Genomic DNA, 14949 nt, shown 5'->3' on the forward strand with positions numbered 1-14949 from the left:
GGCAGGTAAGGCGCGATGGCGCGCAAGGGTTATGATTTCGCCACCCCTGTCCGCCGGATCCTGATCGGTCTGCTTGGACTGTGCCTGCTTGCCCTGTTCCTGTTCTGGCGCATCGACAGCCCCCGCGCCGAGGCAATGCGTTCCGATTTCATCGACCGCTTCGTGCCCAGTTTCGAATGGGCGATGACGCCAGTGACGCAGGTCAGCCGCATGGTGTCCGGCCTGCAAAGCTATTCGCGCATCTATCAGCAAAATCAGGAACTGCGCCGCGAGTTGCGGGAGATGGAGCGCTGGAAGGAAGCCGCCGTCCAGCTTGAGCAGGAAAACGCCAAGCTGCTGGCGCAGAACAACGTCCAGATCGACCCGTCGCTGACCTCGCTCACCGGGGTGGTGCTGACCGATTCCGGCACCGCGTTCCGGCAGTCGGTGCTGATCAATGTCGGTCGCCGCGACGGTGTGGTCGATGGCTGGGCCGTGATGGACGGGCTGGGGCTGGTGGGCCGGATTTCGGGCGTCGGCAACCAGACCAGCCGGGTCGTGCTGCTGACCGATCCGTCCTCGCGCATTCCGGTGCAGGTGCAGCCCTCCGGCGAAAATGCGCTGCTGAACGGCGACAACTCGACCCTGCCGACACTGGATTTCATCGAGCGGCCCGAAAATGTCCGCCCCGGCGACCGGGTGGTCAGTTCGGGCGATGGCGGGGTGTTTCCGCCCGATATCCTCATCGGTCAGGTCGTACAGGGCAGCGACGGGCGGTTGCGGCTGCGCATGGCCGCCGATTACGGGCGGCTGGAATTCCTGCGCGTCCTGCGCTCTCACCCGTCCGAGCGGCTGGAGGATGGCGGCGCGCTGATCCTGCCGCCGGAGCCGGGGCTGATCGGTCCGGCCATGCCCGCCGCACCCGCAGCACGGCCAGCTGACGGCGACGACGCATGAACGGGCTGCTGACGCGGAAGGGGCTGATGGCCTCTCTCGGGTATATTGCCATCGGACTGGTGATCCTGTTCTTCCGGCTGATGCCGCTCAACCCCGGAGAGCCGAGCCTGCCGGGGCCGGAACTGACGCTCTGCCTGACCTTCGCCTGGGTGCTGCGCAGGCCCGATCAACTTCCCGCCATCGCCATCGTCGCCCTGACCCTGACCGGCGATCTCATTCTGGGCCGGCCATTCGGGTTGTGGAGTTTCCTGGTCCTCGTCGGCTCCGAGATGCTGCGATTGCGCTCGCAACGCTGGGCCGATCAAGCCTTCTTGTTCGAGTGGCTGCGAATTTCCGTCCTCATGGGCTTGATGATCATCGGCGAGAGGATGATTATGATCCTGTTCCTTTTGCCGGTTCCGCCGCTGGGGCCGGTCCTGCTGAAACTGCTGGCAACGATTGCGGCTTATCCGCTGGTGGTGCTGGCCGTGCGGCTGATCGGTGTCAGGCGGTTGACGGCTGCGGAGCTTGAGATGGTAGGGCATTGATGCGCAAATCGCCAAAGAACGTTATCGACAGCGCGCGGATGATCACGCGCCGCGGCATCATTCTGGGCATCGCCCAGGCTGCCGTGATCGGGACGCTGGCCTGGCGGCTGCGCTCGATGCAGATCGAACAGGCGGATGAATATCGCCTGCTGGCGGATGGCAACTCGATCAAGATCCGCCTGCTGCGCCCGGTGCGCGGGCTGATCCATGACCGCAACGGCATCGTCATCGCTGGGAACGAACAGAATTACCGCGCCACCATTACCCGCGAACTGGCAGGCGACGTCGATCAGGTTGTCGGCAAGCTGCGCCATCTGGTGCATATGTCCGACGAGGAAGCCAAGGAGCTTCTAGAGACGATCAAGAAGCGCAGCGCCATCACCCCGGTCAGCATCGGCGATCATCTGAGCTGGGAGGAGTTCAGCTCCATCGCCGTCAACGCCCCCGCCCTGCCCGGCGTGCAGCCGGAATCGGTCTTGTCACGCGTCTATCCGCGCGCCGGGGATTTCGCGCATGTGCTGGGATATGTCGGTCGGGTTTCCGATTACGACCTGTCGAAGATGGAAGACCCCGACCCGGTGCTGATGCTGCCGGAATTCCAGTTCGGCAAGGTCGGGGTAGAAAACAAGCTGGAGCCGATCCTGCGCGGCAAGGCCGGCACCCGCAAGGTGGAGGTGAACGCAGCCGGGCGCGAGATGCGCGAACTCAGCCGGCAGGAAGGCCAGCAAGGCGCGACGGTTCGCATGACACTGGATGCCGGGCTTCAGAATTACGCGACACAACGGCTGGGCGAGGAATCCGCTGCCGCCGTGGTGATCGACGTGACCAATGGCGACATCATGGCCATCGCCTCTTCCCCGGTGTTTGATCCCAATCTTTTCGTTCGTGGAATTTCCTCGGCGGATTACCGGGCGCTGATGGACCATGACCATAGACCGCTGGCCGACAAGACGGTGCAGGGCGTCTATCCGCCCGGCTCCACCTTCAAGATGATTACCTTGCTGGCGGGGCTGGAAGCCGGTGCGATCAATGGCGGCTCCAGCTTTTTCTGCAATGGCGCGCTGGAAGTGGGGGGACGCAAATTCCACTGCTGGAGCCGGGGCGGCCACGGGTATGTCAACCCGATCGAAAGCCTGCAGAAATCCTGCGACGTGTATTATTACGAAACCGCCCGCGCAGTCGGCATCGACCGGATCGCGGAGATGGCCCGCAGGCTGGGCGTCGGTGTCGAACATGACCTGCCGATGTCAGCGGTCGCGACCGGGATCGCCCCGGACAAGGCATGGAAGATGGAGCGTTTTGAAAAACCCTGGGTGATCGGGGATTCGCTCAACGCTTCTATAGGTCAGGGCTTCGTGCTGGCCTCGCCCCTGCAACTCGCGGTCATGACGGCCCGCGTCGCGACCGGGCTGGAGGTCAAGCCGCGTCTGGTCCGTGCGATCGACGGCGTGGCAGAACCCGCGCCGGAGTTTTCCGACCTTGGCCTGCACCCCGCAAATCTGCGGATCGCGCAGCAGGGGATGGATGCCGTGATGAACAGCGCGGCAGGAACGGCGCGCAAGGCCCGCATCGTGACCGAGGAATGGCGCATGGCTGGCAAGACCGGAACCAGCCAGGTCCGCAATATCACCGCCGCCGAGCGCGCGCGCGGCGTCATCCGCAACGACCAGCTGCCGTGGAACCGCCGTGACCACGCGCTGTTCGTCTGCTTCGCACCTTACAAAAACCCGAAATACGCGGTCTCCGTCGTCGTGGAACATGGCGGCGGCGGCGGCTCGGTCGCGGCCCCGATTGCGCGCGACATCCTGCTCTATGCACTCGCGGGCGGCGTTCCGCCCCTTGACGCCTATCCCGACGGGCAGCGCGGCGGCATCGAGGAAATGCACCGCAACATGCGCCTGTTTGCGCCGGTTGCGGAAAACACCACCAGCCGGACGCGCGCCTGATGAGCTATCTCGATTACAAGGTCGCCGAGACCCCGCGCGGCTTCCGCAAGATTTTTTATCTCAACTGGCCGCTCGTGGTGCTGCTGGCGGCGGTCGCCTCGGTCGGGTTTCTGATGCTGTACTCGGTCGCGGGCGGCAATATCAACACATGGGCCCGCCCCCAGATGGAGCGTTTTGCCGTCGGCATGGTCGCCATGATCGGGCTTGCCTTCGTGCCGACATGGTTCTGGCGCGGGATCTCGATCTTTGCCTATCTGGGCTGCATCGCGCTGCTGATCGCGGTCGATCTGTTCGGCCATGTCGGCATGGGCGCGCAACGCTGGATCAATCTCGGCCCGATCCGCCTGCAACCGTCAGAGCTGATGAAAATCGCCCTCGTGCTGGTACTGGCGGCTTATTACGCATGGCTCGACATCTCCAAGACCTCACGCCCGCTCTGGGTGCTGATCCCGGTCGTGCTGATCCTGATCCCGACCGGGCTGGTACTGCAACAGCCCGATCTCGGCACCTCGCTTTTGCTGCTGATGGGCGGGGCCATCGTGATGTTCGCAGCCGGCGTCAGCCTGTGGTATTTCGGTGCCGTCTTCGCCGCCGGAGCGGGCCTCGTCTGGGCGGTGCTGGAAAGCCGCGGCACCTCATGGCAATTGCTGCGCGATTACCAATATCGCCGCATCGACACATTTCTTGACCCCTCATCCGATCCGCTCGGGGCCGGGTACAACATCACCCAGGCGCAGATCGCCCTTGGTTCCGGCGGCTGGTCGGGACGCGGCTTCATGCAGGGCAGCCAGTCGCGGCTGAACTTCCTGCCCGAGAAGGAAACCGATTTCATTTTCACCACGCTGGCCGAGGAATTCGGCTTCATCGGTGCCGGATCGCTGCTGCTTCTCTACACGCTGATCGTCGGTTTCTGCCTCTACTCGGCGCTGTCCAATCGCGACCGTTTTTCCAGCCTGATGACCATCGGTATCGCGGGTACGTTCTTCCTGTTCTTCTCGATCAATATGGGCATGGTGATGGGACTGCTGCCGGTCGTCGGCGTACCCCTGCCACTGGTCAGCTATGGCGGGACGGCGATGATGATTCTGCTGATGGCCTTCGGGATGGTGCAATCGGCGCATGTTCACCGGCCGAGATAGACGGATCAGCATCGGCGCTTGCGCATAAGCCCGATCCAGACGCCGCGACAGGACCAGTTTTCCCAACCCGCTTGCCAATCCCGCCGCTTCGATGCTTGATGATCCGCATCGGAAACCCCGATCCATTTTTCAGGGAGGCAGCATGCGGGTACTCTTTGCGGCGAGTGACTGGGAGGAATGGTCGGCGGCGCTGCGGACTGCCTGCCCGGAGATGGAATTGCTGCAAGCGGCAGCGCCGGACAGCGTCGACGCAATCCTGTACGCACCCAGCGGGCCGGGCTGCGATTTTGCCGCCTACCCGTCCGCCCGTCTGGTTCAGAGCCTGTGGGCCGGGGTCGAACGCATCGCGCCGGATCCAAGCCTGACCCAGCCCCTTGCCCGCATGGTCGATCCGGGGCTTGAGCAGGGCATGACCGAATATTGCACCGGCTGGGTGCTCAGGGCGCATCTGGGCATGGATCACTATGCGCAAGACGGCAAATGGCGTGGCAGAGAGGTGCCGCCGCTGGCGAAAAACCGGCGCGTGACGGTGCTGGGCGCAGGCGCGCTTGGCGGTGCGGTCGCAGGCGCGCTCGTCGGTCTGGGCTTCGATGTCGCGACATGGTCGCTGTCGGGCCGGGGCGTCGACGGTGCCACGGCATTTGCGGGCGACCAACTGGAACAGGCGCTGGCGCGCGCCGAAATTCTTGTTCTGCTGCTGCCGGATACGGCGGAGACGCGGGACATTCTTAATGGAGAAACGCTTGCCCTGCTGCCTCAGGGCTGCACCATCATCAACCCCGGTCGTGGCACGCTGATCGACGACGACGCATTGCTGGCGTCACTGGATCGCGGCCATATCAGCCACGCCGTGCTGGACGTGTTCCGGACCGAGCCGCTGCCGCCCGATCACCCCTACTGGGCGCATCCGCAGGTCACGGTCACGCCGCATATCGCCTCCGACACCAGACCAGAGACCGCATCGCTGGTTGTGGCGGAGAATCTGCGCCGGGTCATGCGTGGGGAAAGCGCCCTGTATCTCGTGGATCGGGGCAAGGGTTACTAGAAGCGCAGGATCGGCGGCTTCTCCGGGTCGCTGCCGGGCGCGACCGGGCCTGTGCCTGGCTGCCGGGCTTCGGTCTTTTCCAGCCGGATAATCAGCGCGTTTTCCGGCAAGGGCAGATCAAAGGCGACATCGCAGGCATCCGGCAGGGGCGGCAGGAAAGCGATCAGCTCCGCCAATGCCTTCGCCAACACGGCCCGGCGTGCCTCCGCAACGCCATGCACCACGATCAGATGCCCCCGACCGCCATCCGGCCATTCCGCCGTCACCAGCGCCGCCGATTCGACCAGCCCCGACATATCCTCCAGCCGTGTGGCCAGAGGGCCTGCCAGCGCCGCGATCATCTGCGCAGACGGTGCCGACAAGCTGGCCGGGCCAACCTGATCCTCGTCCGGCGCATCAGACAGCGCCTCTGAAAGCCAACCCAGCGTCTCCGGCGACAGTAACATCTCCGAGGGTGCGGAAGGGTTAACCATCAGCGTGACATTTTCCGGCGCAAGCATCGCCGCCAGCACCCGCCCCGGCAGGGCTGCATAGGCGACCGGCGCATCGAAAAACGCCGACAGACGATCCTCCCGATCAGCGGCGACAGCCATCCGCCCCTCTGCCAGATCGAACAGTTTCAACTCGACCCGGTCCCCCTCCGGCTCGTCGGCGAGAGCGACGACGATCTCCGTATCCGCCAGCCGGTTCAGCACACGGGCCCGCGCCGCATCGGGCAGTTCGTGAAACGGCGCTTCGCAAAGCGCATCAAGCGGGGTCATTCAGCACCTCCTGAATCCTTGCGCGCAACTCCGGCAGCAACTCAGCCTCAAACCACGGATTGCGCTTCAGCCACCCGGTATTGCGCCAGGACGGATGAGGCAAGGGGAAGACGGACGGGGCATGATCGCGCCAACCCGCCACCGCCGCCGTAACGCTCTGCCGAGACCCGAGATGCCAGCGATGCGCATAGCCGCCGATCAGCAGCGTCAGTTTGGGTTGCAGAAAATCCATGACCCGCGCCCGCCATGTCGCAGCACAGATCGCAGGCGGCGGCAGATCGGCCCCGTTCTTGTCATATCCGGGAAAACAGAATGCCATCGGCACAATTGCGATCCGGCTTTTGTCATAGAACGTCGCCTCATCGACACCCATCCATTCCCGCAGCCGTTTCCCGGAGGGATCATCGAACGGCTTGCCGCTTTCATGCACCCGCGCACCGGGCGCCTGCCCTGCGATCAGCAGCTTCGCACCCGGCGCAAACCAGACCACCGGGCGCGGGCGGTGATGCGTCTGCGTCCCCGCGAAGCGTTCCGCGCAGATCGTGCAGGCGCGGATTTCCGCGATCAGTTCGGCTGTGTCAGTCATGCGCTACCTGTCATGCGCTAATATCTGTGCCCTTTCCATCGGTTATTGAAGATGTGGCGAGTTCAGCGTAAACCATGACCGCAGAGAGCGAGTAGATTTTGTGAGGCCCGGCGCTTACCCTGACAACCATCAGTGCGTTTTGCGTCGATTCTGGAGTATTTATAGGGCTTGATGGCGAAAATCGTCGCTCGGAATTGATGAATGCTGGAATTCGATAACGTCTCAAAATCATTCTGGACCGGGACGCAGCGCAAGGTCATCCTCGATCGGGCGTCGTTCCGTGTCGATCTTGGGCAATCGCTGGGCATTCTGGCCCCGAACGGCACCGGCAAGACCACGGTCATCAATATGATGTGCGGGCTGGAAAAGCCTGACGAGGGCAGCATCAGAAGCGAATGCCGGGTCTCATTTCCGCTGGGGTTCATGGGCGGGGTGGTTTCGATGCATTCCGCCAATGAAAATTCTCGTTTTATAGCAAGAATTTATGGCCTTGACCCGGATTATGTCGCCGCCTTCACCCGCTGGCTGACCGATATCGACGAATATTTCGACATGCCGGTCGCGACCTACTCCTCCGGGATGCGTCAGCGTTTCGTGTTTTCGCTGCTGCTGTCGCTGGAATTCGACATCTACCTGATCGACGAAGGCATGCCGAACGCCACCGACGCCGAATTCAACCGCAAGGCGGGACAGGTCCTGAAAGAGCGGCTGAAGAACTCCACCGTCGTCGTCGTTTCCCACAGCGCCCAGATTCTGGAAGAATTCTGCCAGCGCGCGGCCGTCCTGCGCGATGGCAAGCTTTATATGTTCGACACGCTTCAAGAGGCAAAACAATATTATGACTACTCCGCCTAAGGTGCGCATCTACCGCCGGAAGCGCGGCGAATCGGCTCCCGACGAACAGGATACGGCGGCAGAACAGTCGGCCGATGAGGAACTGCCAGAGCCCGCGGATGACGGCGACCTGCAAGCCAGGATCGAGGCGGTCAAGGCCGAGGGGCTGACCTCTCGCCAGCTACGGCTGGCGCGACGCATCGCGGCGATGCATGGCGTTCCCGTCGAAAGCGACGAGGAAGCCGTGATCCGGCTGCGCGAACGCGGCGTCGACCCGTTCCACCGGTCCTCGCTCGGCTCGGCAATGGGCAATGCCGACGCGCAGGCGCAGCAAGGCAGCGGCATCAAGGAACTCGCGCTCAGAAAAGGCCCGCAATTGCCGGGCAGCGCAACCCCGCTGGGCCGCATCGCCAAGGGGCAGATCCCCGCCGATCAGATTTCGCCTCACGAAAAACTCAACGAGGAAAAACGCGCCGCCGAAATCATCCGCATCCAGCGCGACATCGCGCGGCGGCGGCGCAGCCGTCAATTCTGGCTCGCGGTCCGGTTATTGCTGCTGGTCGGCTTACCGACTTTCATCGCGGGATGGTATTATTTCACCGTCGCAACCCCGCTTTATGAAACCAAATCCCAGTTCCTGATCCAGCAAGCGGACGCCGCCTCGACAGAGATGGGAACGTCGATCCTCAGCGGCATCCAGCTTAACCCCGATTCCGTGTCCGTGCAGAGCTATCTCACCTCCAAGAACGCCATGCTGCGGCTGGATGAGGAAATCGGCTTCAAGGAAGCCTTTCAGGATCCCTCCATCGATCCGCTTCTGCGCCTGCCGCCCGACGCAACGGAAGACGACGCTTTCAAGACATATGCCGACATGGTGAAGGTCGGATACGACCCGACGGAGGGCGTCTTGAACATGGATGTGGTCGCCCCCGATCCGGAACTCAGCGAAAGATTCTCGCGCGCGCTTCTGGGTTATGCCGAGGGCATGGTGGACGAAATGACCGCACGGGTGCGCAACGACCAGATGTCGGGTGCGCAGGCCGGTTACGAAGCTGCGGAAAAGAAGCTCCGGGATGCTCAGATCGAAGTCCAGAAGCTTCAGGAACAGGTCGGGATGCTCGACGCCGAATCCGAATCCAGCCTGGTGATGAGCCAGGTCGGCCAGCTACAATCCCAGCTCATCGATAAGCAGCTTGAACTTTCACAATTGCTTTCGAACGCCAACCCCAATGCAAGCCGGGTCTCGGGGGTCCGGGGTGACATCAAGCGACTTCAGGAACTGATCGCCGAAACCCGTGCCGATCTGACCGAAAGCGGCGAGGATCACAGCTCGCTGGCGCAGATCGGCGGGCAATTGGCGATTGCGCAGGCGGATCTCGAGATTCGCCAGCAACTGCTTTTCACAGCCGCCGAACAGCTTGAAAGGGCGCGCGGCGAAGCCAACAAGCAGGTCCGCTATCTTTCGCTTTCAGTGTCGCCGGTGGCGCCCCAGGAAGCGAGCTATCCGAAAGCGGTCTTGAACACCATCGTCGCCTTCCTGATATTCATGGGTATCTATCTCATGATGTCGCTGACGGCATCCATCTTGCGTGAACAGGTATCCACATGACACAGGTCCGTATCGGCGATTTCAACTGCAGCAACGATCAGCCTTTGACGGTGATCGCCGGCCCCTGTCAGCTTGAGACGCTGGATCACGCCCTGATGATCGCCGAAACTGTCGCGAAAGCCTGTGCCGCTGCCGGTGCGCATTATGTGTTCAAGGCCAGCTACGACAAGGCCAACCGCACCTCGCTCAAGGGGCGGCGCGGCATTGGCATGGATGAGGGGCTGCGCATGCTGGAAACCGTGCGCGAACGGCTCGGCTGTCCGGTGCTGACGGATGTTCACGACATCGAACAGGCACGCGCGGCAGGCAGCGTGGTGGACGTGATCCAGATCCCGGCCTTTCTGTGCCGCCAGACCGATCTGTTGCTGGCAGCCGGGGAAACCGGGGCCGTGGTGAATATCAAGAAGGGCCAGTTCCTCGCGCCGTGGGATATGCCGAATGTGGCGGACAAGGTCGCCTCGACCGGTAATCAGAAAATCCTGCTGACCGAACGCGGGGCGAGCTTCGGCTATAACACGCTGGTTGCGGATATGCGCTCGATCCCGATCATGGCGCGCACCGGCTATCCGGTGATCATGGACGCCACACATTCGGTCCAGCAACCCGGCGGTCAGGGCGGCAGTTCCGGCGGGCAGCGCGAATTTGCGCCGGTGATGGCGCGTGCGGCGGTCGCGCTCGGGGTGGCGGGGGTGTTTATCGAAACCCATCAGGACCCCGACAACGCCCCCTCGGACGGGCCGAATATGATCCATCTCGACCAGATGGCGGGGCTGATCGCCAGCCTGATGCGGTTTGACAAGCTGGCGAAAGCCGATCCGGTGATGGACGCGTGAAACGCCCCGGCGGGGCTCAGAGGATCTCCTCCAGCTTTTCAACCGGCCGCACCAGACGCACACCCTTTTCGGTGACGACAATCGGTCGCTCCAGCAGCACCGGATGCGCCGCCATCGCATCCAGCAGCGCATCGTCGCTGAGGTCAGTATTACCGAGCCCCAACTCGTCATAGGGCGTGTTACGCCGCCTCAGCAATCCACGCACACCCAGCCCTGACGCCTCTGCCAGCGCAATCAGATCCGCTCGCGACGGCGGGGTCTTGAGGTATTCGATCACCTCCGGCTCAACGCCCTTGTCGCGGATCGCCGCCAGAACCTTGCGGGAGGTCACGCATTTGGGGTTGTGGTAAATCTTCACGGTCATCTCGTCGCTCATCCTGTTCCGGGTCTGGAAGCATTGCCGCGTTTCGCCTATATCAGGGATTGTCATCACGGGGTAACAGATATGCACGAAGAGCTTCAGGAAGGCGAACCTCTGATCCGGCCCTCCAGCACGGATCATCCGCTTTACGATCAGGTGGTAGAGGCCTGCCGGACAGTCTATGACCCCGAAATCCCGGTGAATATCTACGATCTCGGGCTGATCTATACGCTGGTTATTTCGGATGACGGCAAGGTGAATGTCACCATGACCCTGACCGCGCCCGGCTGTCCCGTGGCCGGCGAGATGCCCGGCTGGGTCGCCGATGCCGTCGAAGCCGTGCCCGGCGTGCGCGAGGTGGAGGTGGAAATGACCTTCCAGCCGCAATGGGGCATGGACATGATGTCCGAAGAGGCCCGGCTGGAGCTGGGGTTCATCTGAGGGCGGTTTGCGGGCGCGCTGTCATGGCCGGGCTGGGCGGTTGTTTCGGGTGATGGTGCGTTGAAACGCACCCTACGGGGTTTGCGGGGTTCGGTTCGTCAATTGCGCGCATCGCGCGGTTTTTTTTGCGTGGTGCGTTGAAACGCACGATGCGTGGTTTGGTCATTATTGGTGGGTGGGATGGTGCGGATCCCGTATCGGTGTTTTCGGGGTGTCGGTTTGGTGCGCTAAAGCGCACCCTACGTGGATCGGGATGTTCCGGTGTTTTTCACGGTGCGTTGAAACGCACCCTACGCCGCATCGCATCTGTTTCCACAACCCGCGCCCCATTTCCACACCCCGTAGGGTGCGTTTCAACGCACCAAACCCCGGACCGCATTTCCACAACCCGTGGGCTGCATTTCAACGCACCACCAACCCAAACACACCCATCACCAATGCGGCGGCCGCTGATCCGCCAACGGAACCCCCGCGCCCGCATCGGCCTCCCGCTCCGCCTCGCGCTCCATCAACATGCCGACCCGCGATTTCAGCCGCACGATCTCCTGATCCTGGCGGGCGACCACGTCCGAAAGCTCCTCCACCACGCGCGCCAGATGCGCAATCGTCTCTTCCACCCGCTGCAACTTGTCCATCTCGTCTATCTCCGTTAAGCCCGCTCCCGAGACTGGAGACAGGTTCCATGCCGCAGGACAAGAAGAAATCACCCCGCCCCAAAGCCGCCACGCCCAAGGGGTTCCGCGACTATTTCGGCGCAGAAGTCACCGAGCGCAAGGCGATGCTCGACCGGATCGGCGAAATCTACCATCTCCACGGGTTCGAGCCGCTGGAAAGCTCCGCCGTCGAAACGGTGGAGGCACTTGGCAAATTTCTCCCCGATGTGGACCGCCCCAATGCCGGCGTCTTCGCCTGGCAGGAAGAGGACGTCCCCGGCGGCGGCTCCGGCGACTGGCTGGCGCTGCGCTATGACCTGACCGCGCCGCTGGCCCGTGTCGCGGCCCAATATCGCAACGATCTGCCGACGCCCTATCGCCGCTACGCCATGGGGCCGGTCTGGCGGAACGAAAAGCCGGGGCCGGGCCGGTTCCGGCAGTTCTATCAATGCGACGCCGATACGGTCGGCAGCGCCTCAGTCGCGGCGGATGCGGAGATCTGCGCCATGCTCGCGGACGCGCTGGAAGCGGTCGGGATCGCGCGCGGCGATTACCTCGTGCGGATCAACAATCGCAAGGTGCTGAACGGCGTGCTTGAGGCGGCAGAGATCCGCGACGATCAGGCCGACGATGTGCTGCGCCAGATAGATAAATTCGACAAGGTAGGCGAGGACGGCGTCCGTCAGCTGCTGACCGCCGGGCGCAAGGATGACAGCGGTGCCTTTATCGACGGTGTCGGGCTCAGCGATCAGCAGGCCGTGCCGGTGCTGGCGTTCCTGACGTCCAAGGGCCACGACAATGCCGCAACGCTGCATAATCTGCGCGCCGCCGTCGGCCCCTCGGCCACAGGCGCGGAAGGCGTGGAGGAACTGGCGAAGATGGCGGCCCTTCTGGCCAGCCTCGGTGTCGGCGAAGACCGCGCCGTCATCGACCCCTCCGTCGTGCGCGGCCTCGGCTATTACACCGGGCCGGTCTTCGAGGCGGAACTGACCTTCGAAATCCTAGACGAAAAAGGCCGCAGGCGGCAATTCGGCTCCGTCGCGGGGGGCGGGCGCTATGACGGGTTGGTCGAACGCTTCACCGGCCAGAAAGTACCTGCCACCGGCGTCTCCATCGGCGTCGACCGGCTGCTGGCCGCGCTGCGCGCCAAGGGGCTGACCGGCGGCGAGGCAACGGGCCCCGTCGTCGTCACCGTCATGGACCGCGACCGCATGGCCGATTATCACGCCATGGCTGCTGAACTCCGCGCCGCCGGGATCCGCGCGGAGGTCTATCTGGGCAACCCGAAGAACTTCGGCAACCAGCTCAAATACGCCGATAAGCGCAGCGCCCCGATTGCCATCATTCAGGGCGGGGACGAGGCGGAACGCGGCATCGTCCAGATCAAGGATCTGATCCTCGGCGCAAAACTCGCCTCCGAGGTCAGCCATGAGGAATGGAAATCCCAGCCCGCCCAGACGGAGGCCGCGCGCGAAAACCTCGTCGCCGCCGTGCAGGAGATGCTGGCAAGATGGTAAGCAAGGCCGCCAAGCAGGAGATCGGGCAGCGCCTGCTCTCCGCCTTCCGCGAGGCCGGGGCGGCTGAGGTCGCGCCGGATATACTGCTCAACGCCGCCACGCTGCTCGATCTTTACGGCGAGGATATCCGCGCCCGCGCCTATGTCACCACCGATCCGGTGCGGGGCGAGGTGGTGCTGCGCCCGGATTTCACCGTTCCGGTCGTGCAGATGCATATGCAGGACGGGGCCGAGCCCGCCCGCTACTGCTATCTGGGCGAGATATTCCGCAAGCAGGATCACGGCGACACACGCCCCGACACGCCACGCGACAATGAATATCTGCAAGCAGGTTTCGAGATATTCGCACGTGATGAAGAGGCCGACGCCGAAATCTTCGCGCTGTTCCATAACCTGCTCGCCCCTTACGGGTTGCGCGCATCAATGGGCGATATGGACATCCTGCTGGATGCGATCCGCGCCCTGCCCGTTTCCGATGCCCGCCGTGCGGCACTGCTGCACCATGTCTGGCGGCCGATCCGGTTTTCCCGGCTGCTCGCCCGGTTCTCGGCCCCCGCCAGCCCGCGCGACCTGCCGGACAGCGATGCGCCCTGGACCGGCCTGCGCACCGGGTCCGAGATGGAAACCCGCATCGCCACGCTCAACGCCGAACCGCAGGAACCGCCGCTGCCAGCGGAATGGAGCGACCGGCTAACCCGGCTCTTTGCCATCGACGCCCCGGCCCCCGATGCGCTTGCCCAATTGCGCGGCATCACGGATGAACTCCCGGCGATTGCCGAGGCTGTGGACCGCCTTGCCCGGCGCCTCGACCAGATCGCGGCGCGCGGCGTCGATCCGGCCTCGATCCGCTTCGCCGCCAGCCACGGGCGGGAGACGATGGAATATTACGACGGCATGACCTTCACCTTTGAAGCCCAAAACCCCGACTGGCCCCCGGTCGCCTCCGGCGGGCGCTATGACGCGCTGACCGCCCAGCTCGGTCAGGGCCGCGCCATCCCGGCGGTTGGCGGTATCATCCGCCCCGGTTTGCTGGCAGTGATGGAGGCCACATGCTGAAGCTCGGCGTGCCGTCCAAAGGGCGGCTGATGGAAAAAACCTTCCAGTGGTTCGCGGATCGCGGCATCACCCTGTCGCGCAGCGGTTCCGACCGCGAATATGCCGGACGGGTGGAGGGCGCGGAACTGTCGCTGCTGCTGCTTTCGGCCAGCGAAATCCCCCGCGAACTGGCCTCGGGCCGGATCGATCTGGGCGTCACCGGCTCTGATTTGGTGCGCGAGAAACTGGCCGGCTGGCGCTCCGATGTGCGCGAGGTGGCACCGATGGGGTTCGGCCATGCCGATCTGGTGCTGGCGGTTCCCGCTGCATGGCGCGATTGTGAGAACCTCGACGATTTCGCCGCCATCACCCGGCAGTTCCGCGAAAATCACGGCTTCCGCCTGCGGATCGCGACGAAATATCACCGCCTCGTCCGCGCCTTCCTGTCGGAACATGAGGTCGCGGATTATCAACTGACCGACAGTCAGGGCGCGACCGAAGGCACCGTCGCCAATCTGACGGCCGAGGCCATTGCCGATATCACCAGCACCGGCGAGACGCTGCGCGCCAACCACCTGAAGATTCTGCCCGACGCGCTGATCCACGCGAGCCAGGCGACCCTGTTTGCCTCAACAAAAGCCGATCAGACGAAAGTGGACAACTTCGCCACCCGCCTCTCAGCAAACGCCTGAGCGGCTAAAGCCTCTTTCATCCTGGCAAAAATATC

The 14949-nt window shown here is 63.5% G+C and carries 16 protein-coding genes; 12 read left to right on the forward strand and 4 right to left on the reverse strand.

Features of this window, described 5'->3' with window-relative positions; translation table 11 throughout:
* The first annotated feature begins 15 nt into the window (after positions 1 to 15).
* From mreC to PAF12_RS08050, 5 genes are all read left to right on the forward strand, one after another.
* Positions 16 to 936 carry a rod shape-determining protein MreC gene (gene mreC / locus PAF12_RS08030; protein WP_271106424.1) on the forward strand — a complete coding sequence of 307 codons (921 nt, stop codon included), beginning with the start codon at positions 16 to 18 and terminating at the stop codon, positions 934 to 936.
* A complete protein-coding gene (locus PAF12_RS08035) occupies positions 933 to 1463 on the forward strand; it encodes a rod shape-determining protein MreD (RefSeq protein ID WP_271106425.1) in 531 nt (176 codons plus the stop codon). The genes mreC and PAF12_RS08035 overlap by 4 nt, the downstream gene beginning before the upstream one ends.
* Entirely contained in the window at positions 1463 to 3409 is a 1947-nt protein-coding gene (mrdA, locus tag PAF12_RS08040) for a penicillin-binding protein 2 (protein ID WP_271106426.1), read from the forward strand. The genes PAF12_RS08035 and mrdA overlap by 1 nt, the downstream gene beginning before the upstream one ends.
* On the forward strand, positions 3409 to 4548 hold the full coding sequence (gene rodA, locus PAF12_RS08045; RefSeq protein WP_271106427.1) for a rod shape-determining protein RodA: 1140 nt from the start codon (positions 3409 to 3411) through the stop codon (positions 4546 to 4548). The genes mrdA and rodA overlap by 1 nt, the downstream gene beginning before the upstream one ends.
* A gap of 142 nt (positions 4549 to 4690) precedes the next feature.
* Positions 4691 to 5593 (forward strand): glyoxylate/hydroxypyruvate reductase A, encoded by a 903-nt coding sequence (locus PAF12_RS08050; protein ID WP_271106428.1) that lies wholly within the window; start codon positions 4691 to 4693, stop codon positions 5591 to 5593.
* Here PAF12_RS08050 and PAF12_RS08055 read toward each other — a convergent pair.
* Both PAF12_RS08055 and PAF12_RS08060 read right to left on the reverse strand, forming a co-directional pair.
* A complete protein-coding gene (locus PAF12_RS08055) occupies positions 5590 to 6354 on the reverse strand; it encodes an SseB family protein (protein WP_271106429.1) in 765 nt (254 codons plus the stop codon). The genes PAF12_RS08050 and PAF12_RS08055 overlap by 4 nt on opposite strands.
* Entirely contained in the window at positions 6341 to 6940 is a 600-nt protein-coding gene (locus PAF12_RS08060; RefSeq protein WP_271106430.1) for a uracil-DNA glycosylase family protein, read from the reverse strand. The genes PAF12_RS08055 and PAF12_RS08060 overlap by 14 nt, the downstream gene beginning before the upstream one ends.
* 201 nt (positions 6941 to 7141) lie before the next feature.
* Here PAF12_RS08060 and PAF12_RS08065 point away from each other — a divergent pair, with 201 nt between their 5' ends.
* From PAF12_RS08065 to kdsA, 3 genes are read left to right on the forward strand one after another with little or no spacing between them, the layout of a single operon-like run.
* Entirely contained in the window at positions 7142 to 7795 is a 654-nt protein-coding gene (locus PAF12_RS08065; RefSeq protein ID WP_271106431.1) for an ABC transporter ATP-binding protein, read from the forward strand.
* Positions 7779 to 9383 carry a capsule biosynthesis protein gene (locus PAF12_RS08070; RefSeq protein WP_271106432.1) on the forward strand — a complete coding sequence of 535 codons (1605 nt, stop codon included), beginning with the start codon at positions 7779 to 7781 and terminating at the stop codon, positions 9381 to 9383. The genes PAF12_RS08065 and PAF12_RS08070 overlap by 17 nt, the downstream gene beginning before the upstream one ends.
* Positions 9380 to 10216: a 3-deoxy-8-phosphooctulonate synthase gene (gene kdsA / locus PAF12_RS08075; RefSeq protein ID WP_271106433.1), complete on the forward strand. Its 837-nt coding sequence runs from the start codon at positions 9380 to 9382 to the stop codon at positions 10214 to 10216. The genes PAF12_RS08070 and kdsA overlap by 4 nt, the downstream gene beginning before the upstream one ends.
* A 16-nt stretch (positions 10217 to 10232) precedes the next feature.
* Here kdsA and arsC read toward each other — a convergent pair whose 3' ends face one another.
* Positions 10233 to 10646 carry an arsenate reductase (glutaredoxin) gene (arsC, locus tag PAF12_RS08080; RefSeq protein ID WP_271106434.1) on the reverse strand — a complete coding sequence of 138 codons (414 nt, stop codon included), beginning with the start codon at positions 10644 to 10646 and terminating at the stop codon, positions 10233 to 10235.
* Between the two features lie 15 nt (positions 10647 to 10661).
* Between arsC and PAF12_RS08085 the strand changes: the two genes are divergently transcribed.
* Positions 10662 to 11018 carry an SUF system Fe-S cluster assembly protein gene (locus tag PAF12_RS08085; RefSeq protein ID WP_271106435.1) on the forward strand — a complete coding sequence of 119 codons (357 nt, stop codon included), beginning with the start codon at positions 10662 to 10664 and terminating at the stop codon, positions 11016 to 11018.
* 431 nt (positions 11019 to 11449) lie between these two features.
* Here PAF12_RS08085 and PAF12_RS08090 read toward each other — a convergent pair whose 3' ends face one another.
* Complete coding sequence (locus PAF12_RS08090; protein ID WP_271106436.1) at positions 11450 to 11653, reverse strand: SlyX family protein; 204 nt, start codon at positions 11651 to 11653, stop codon at positions 11450 to 11452.
* Between the two features lie 47 nt (positions 11654 to 11700).
* Between PAF12_RS08090 and hisS the strand changes: the two genes are divergently transcribed.
* Genes hisS through hisG form a run of 3 tightly spaced genes read left to right on the forward strand, consistent with a single transcriptional unit; the run spans position 11701 to position 14914 of the window.
* A complete protein-coding gene (gene hisS, locus PAF12_RS08095; RefSeq protein ID WP_271106437.1) occupies positions 11701 to 13188 on the forward strand; it encodes a histidine--tRNA ligase in 1488 nt (495 codons plus the stop codon).
* Positions 13182 to 14243 carry an ATP phosphoribosyltransferase regulatory subunit gene (locus tag PAF12_RS08100; protein WP_271106438.1) on the forward strand — a complete coding sequence of 354 codons (1062 nt, stop codon included), beginning with the start codon at positions 13182 to 13184 and terminating at the stop codon, positions 14241 to 14243. Before hisS ends, PAF12_RS08100 begins: the two co-directional genes overlap by 7 nt.
* Positions 14237 to 14914, forward strand: coding sequence for an ATP phosphoribosyltransferase (gene hisG, locus PAF12_RS08105; RefSeq protein WP_271106439.1), 678 nt, complete (start codon positions 14237 to 14239; stop codon positions 14912 to 14914). The genes PAF12_RS08100 and hisG overlap by 7 nt, the downstream gene beginning before the upstream one ends.
* Positions 14915 to 14949 lie beyond the last annotated feature (35 nt).

The organism is Paracoccus sp. SCSIO 75233, assembly GCF_027912675.1.
Taxonomy (GTDB): domain Bacteria; phylum Pseudomonadota; class Alphaproteobacteria; order Rhodobacterales; family Rhodobacteraceae; genus Paracoccus.

Bases quoted from the DNA above. Each gene is read 5' to 3' on its own strand.
- hisG (WP_271106439.1), top strand. From the start codon at position 14,237: ATGCTGAAGCTCGGCGTGCCGTCCAAAGGGCGGCTGATGGAAAAAACC.
- PAF12_RS08060 (WP_271106430.1), bottom strand. From the start codon at position 6,940: ATGACTGACACAGCCGAACTGATCGCGGAAATCCGCGCCTGCACGATC.
- rodA (WP_271106427.1), top strand. From the start codon at position 3,409: ATGAGCTATCTCGATTACAAGGTCGCCGAGACCCCGCGCGGCTTCCGC.
- PAF12_RS08100 (WP_271106438.1), top strand. From the start codon at position 13,182: ATGGTAAGCAAGGCCGCCAAGCAGGAGATCGGGCAGCGCCTGCTCTCC.
- PAF12_RS08085 (WP_271106435.1), top strand. From the start codon at position 10,662: ATGCACGAAGAGCTTCAGGAAGGCGAACCTCTGATCCGGCCCTCCAGC.
- PAF12_RS08035 (WP_271106425.1), top strand. From the start codon at position 933: ATGAACGGGCTGCTGACGCGGAAGGGGCTGATGGCCTCTCTCGGGTAT.
- PAF12_RS08050 (WP_271106428.1), top strand. From the start codon at position 4,691: ATGCGGGTACTCTTTGCGGCGAGTGACTGGGAGGAATGGTCGGCGGCG.
- kdsA (WP_271106433.1), top strand. From the start codon at position 9,380: ATGACACAGGTCCGTATCGGCGATTTCAACTGCAGCAACGATCAGCCT.
- PAF12_RS08090 (WP_271106436.1), bottom strand. From the start codon at position 11,653: ATGGACAAGTTGCAGCGGGTGGAAGAGACGATTGCGCATCTGGCGCGC.
- arsC (WP_271106434.1), bottom strand. From the start codon at position 10,646: ATGACAATCCCTGATATAGGCGAAACGCGGCAATGCTTCCAGACCCGG.
- mrdA (WP_271106426.1), top strand. From the start codon at position 1,463: ATGCGCAAATCGCCAAAGAACGTTATCGACAGCGCGCGGATGATCACG.
- PAF12_RS08065 (WP_271106431.1), top strand. From the start codon at position 7,142: ATGCTGGAATTCGATAACGTCTCAAAATCATTCTGGACCGGGACGCAG.
- PAF12_RS08070 (WP_271106432.1), top strand. From the start codon at position 7,779: ATGACTACTCCGCCTAAGGTGCGCATCTACCGCCGGAAGCGCGGCGAA.
- mreC (WP_271106424.1), top strand. From the start codon at position 16: ATGGCGCGCAAGGGTTATGATTTCGCCACCCCTGTCCGCCGGATCCTG.
- PAF12_RS08055 (WP_271106429.1), bottom strand. From the start codon at position 6,354: ATGACCCCGCTTGATGCGCTTTGCGAAGCGCCGTTTCACGAACTGCCC.
- hisS (WP_271106437.1), top strand. From the start codon at position 11,701: ATGCCGCAGGACAAGAAGAAATCACCCCGCCCCAAAGCCGCCACGCCC.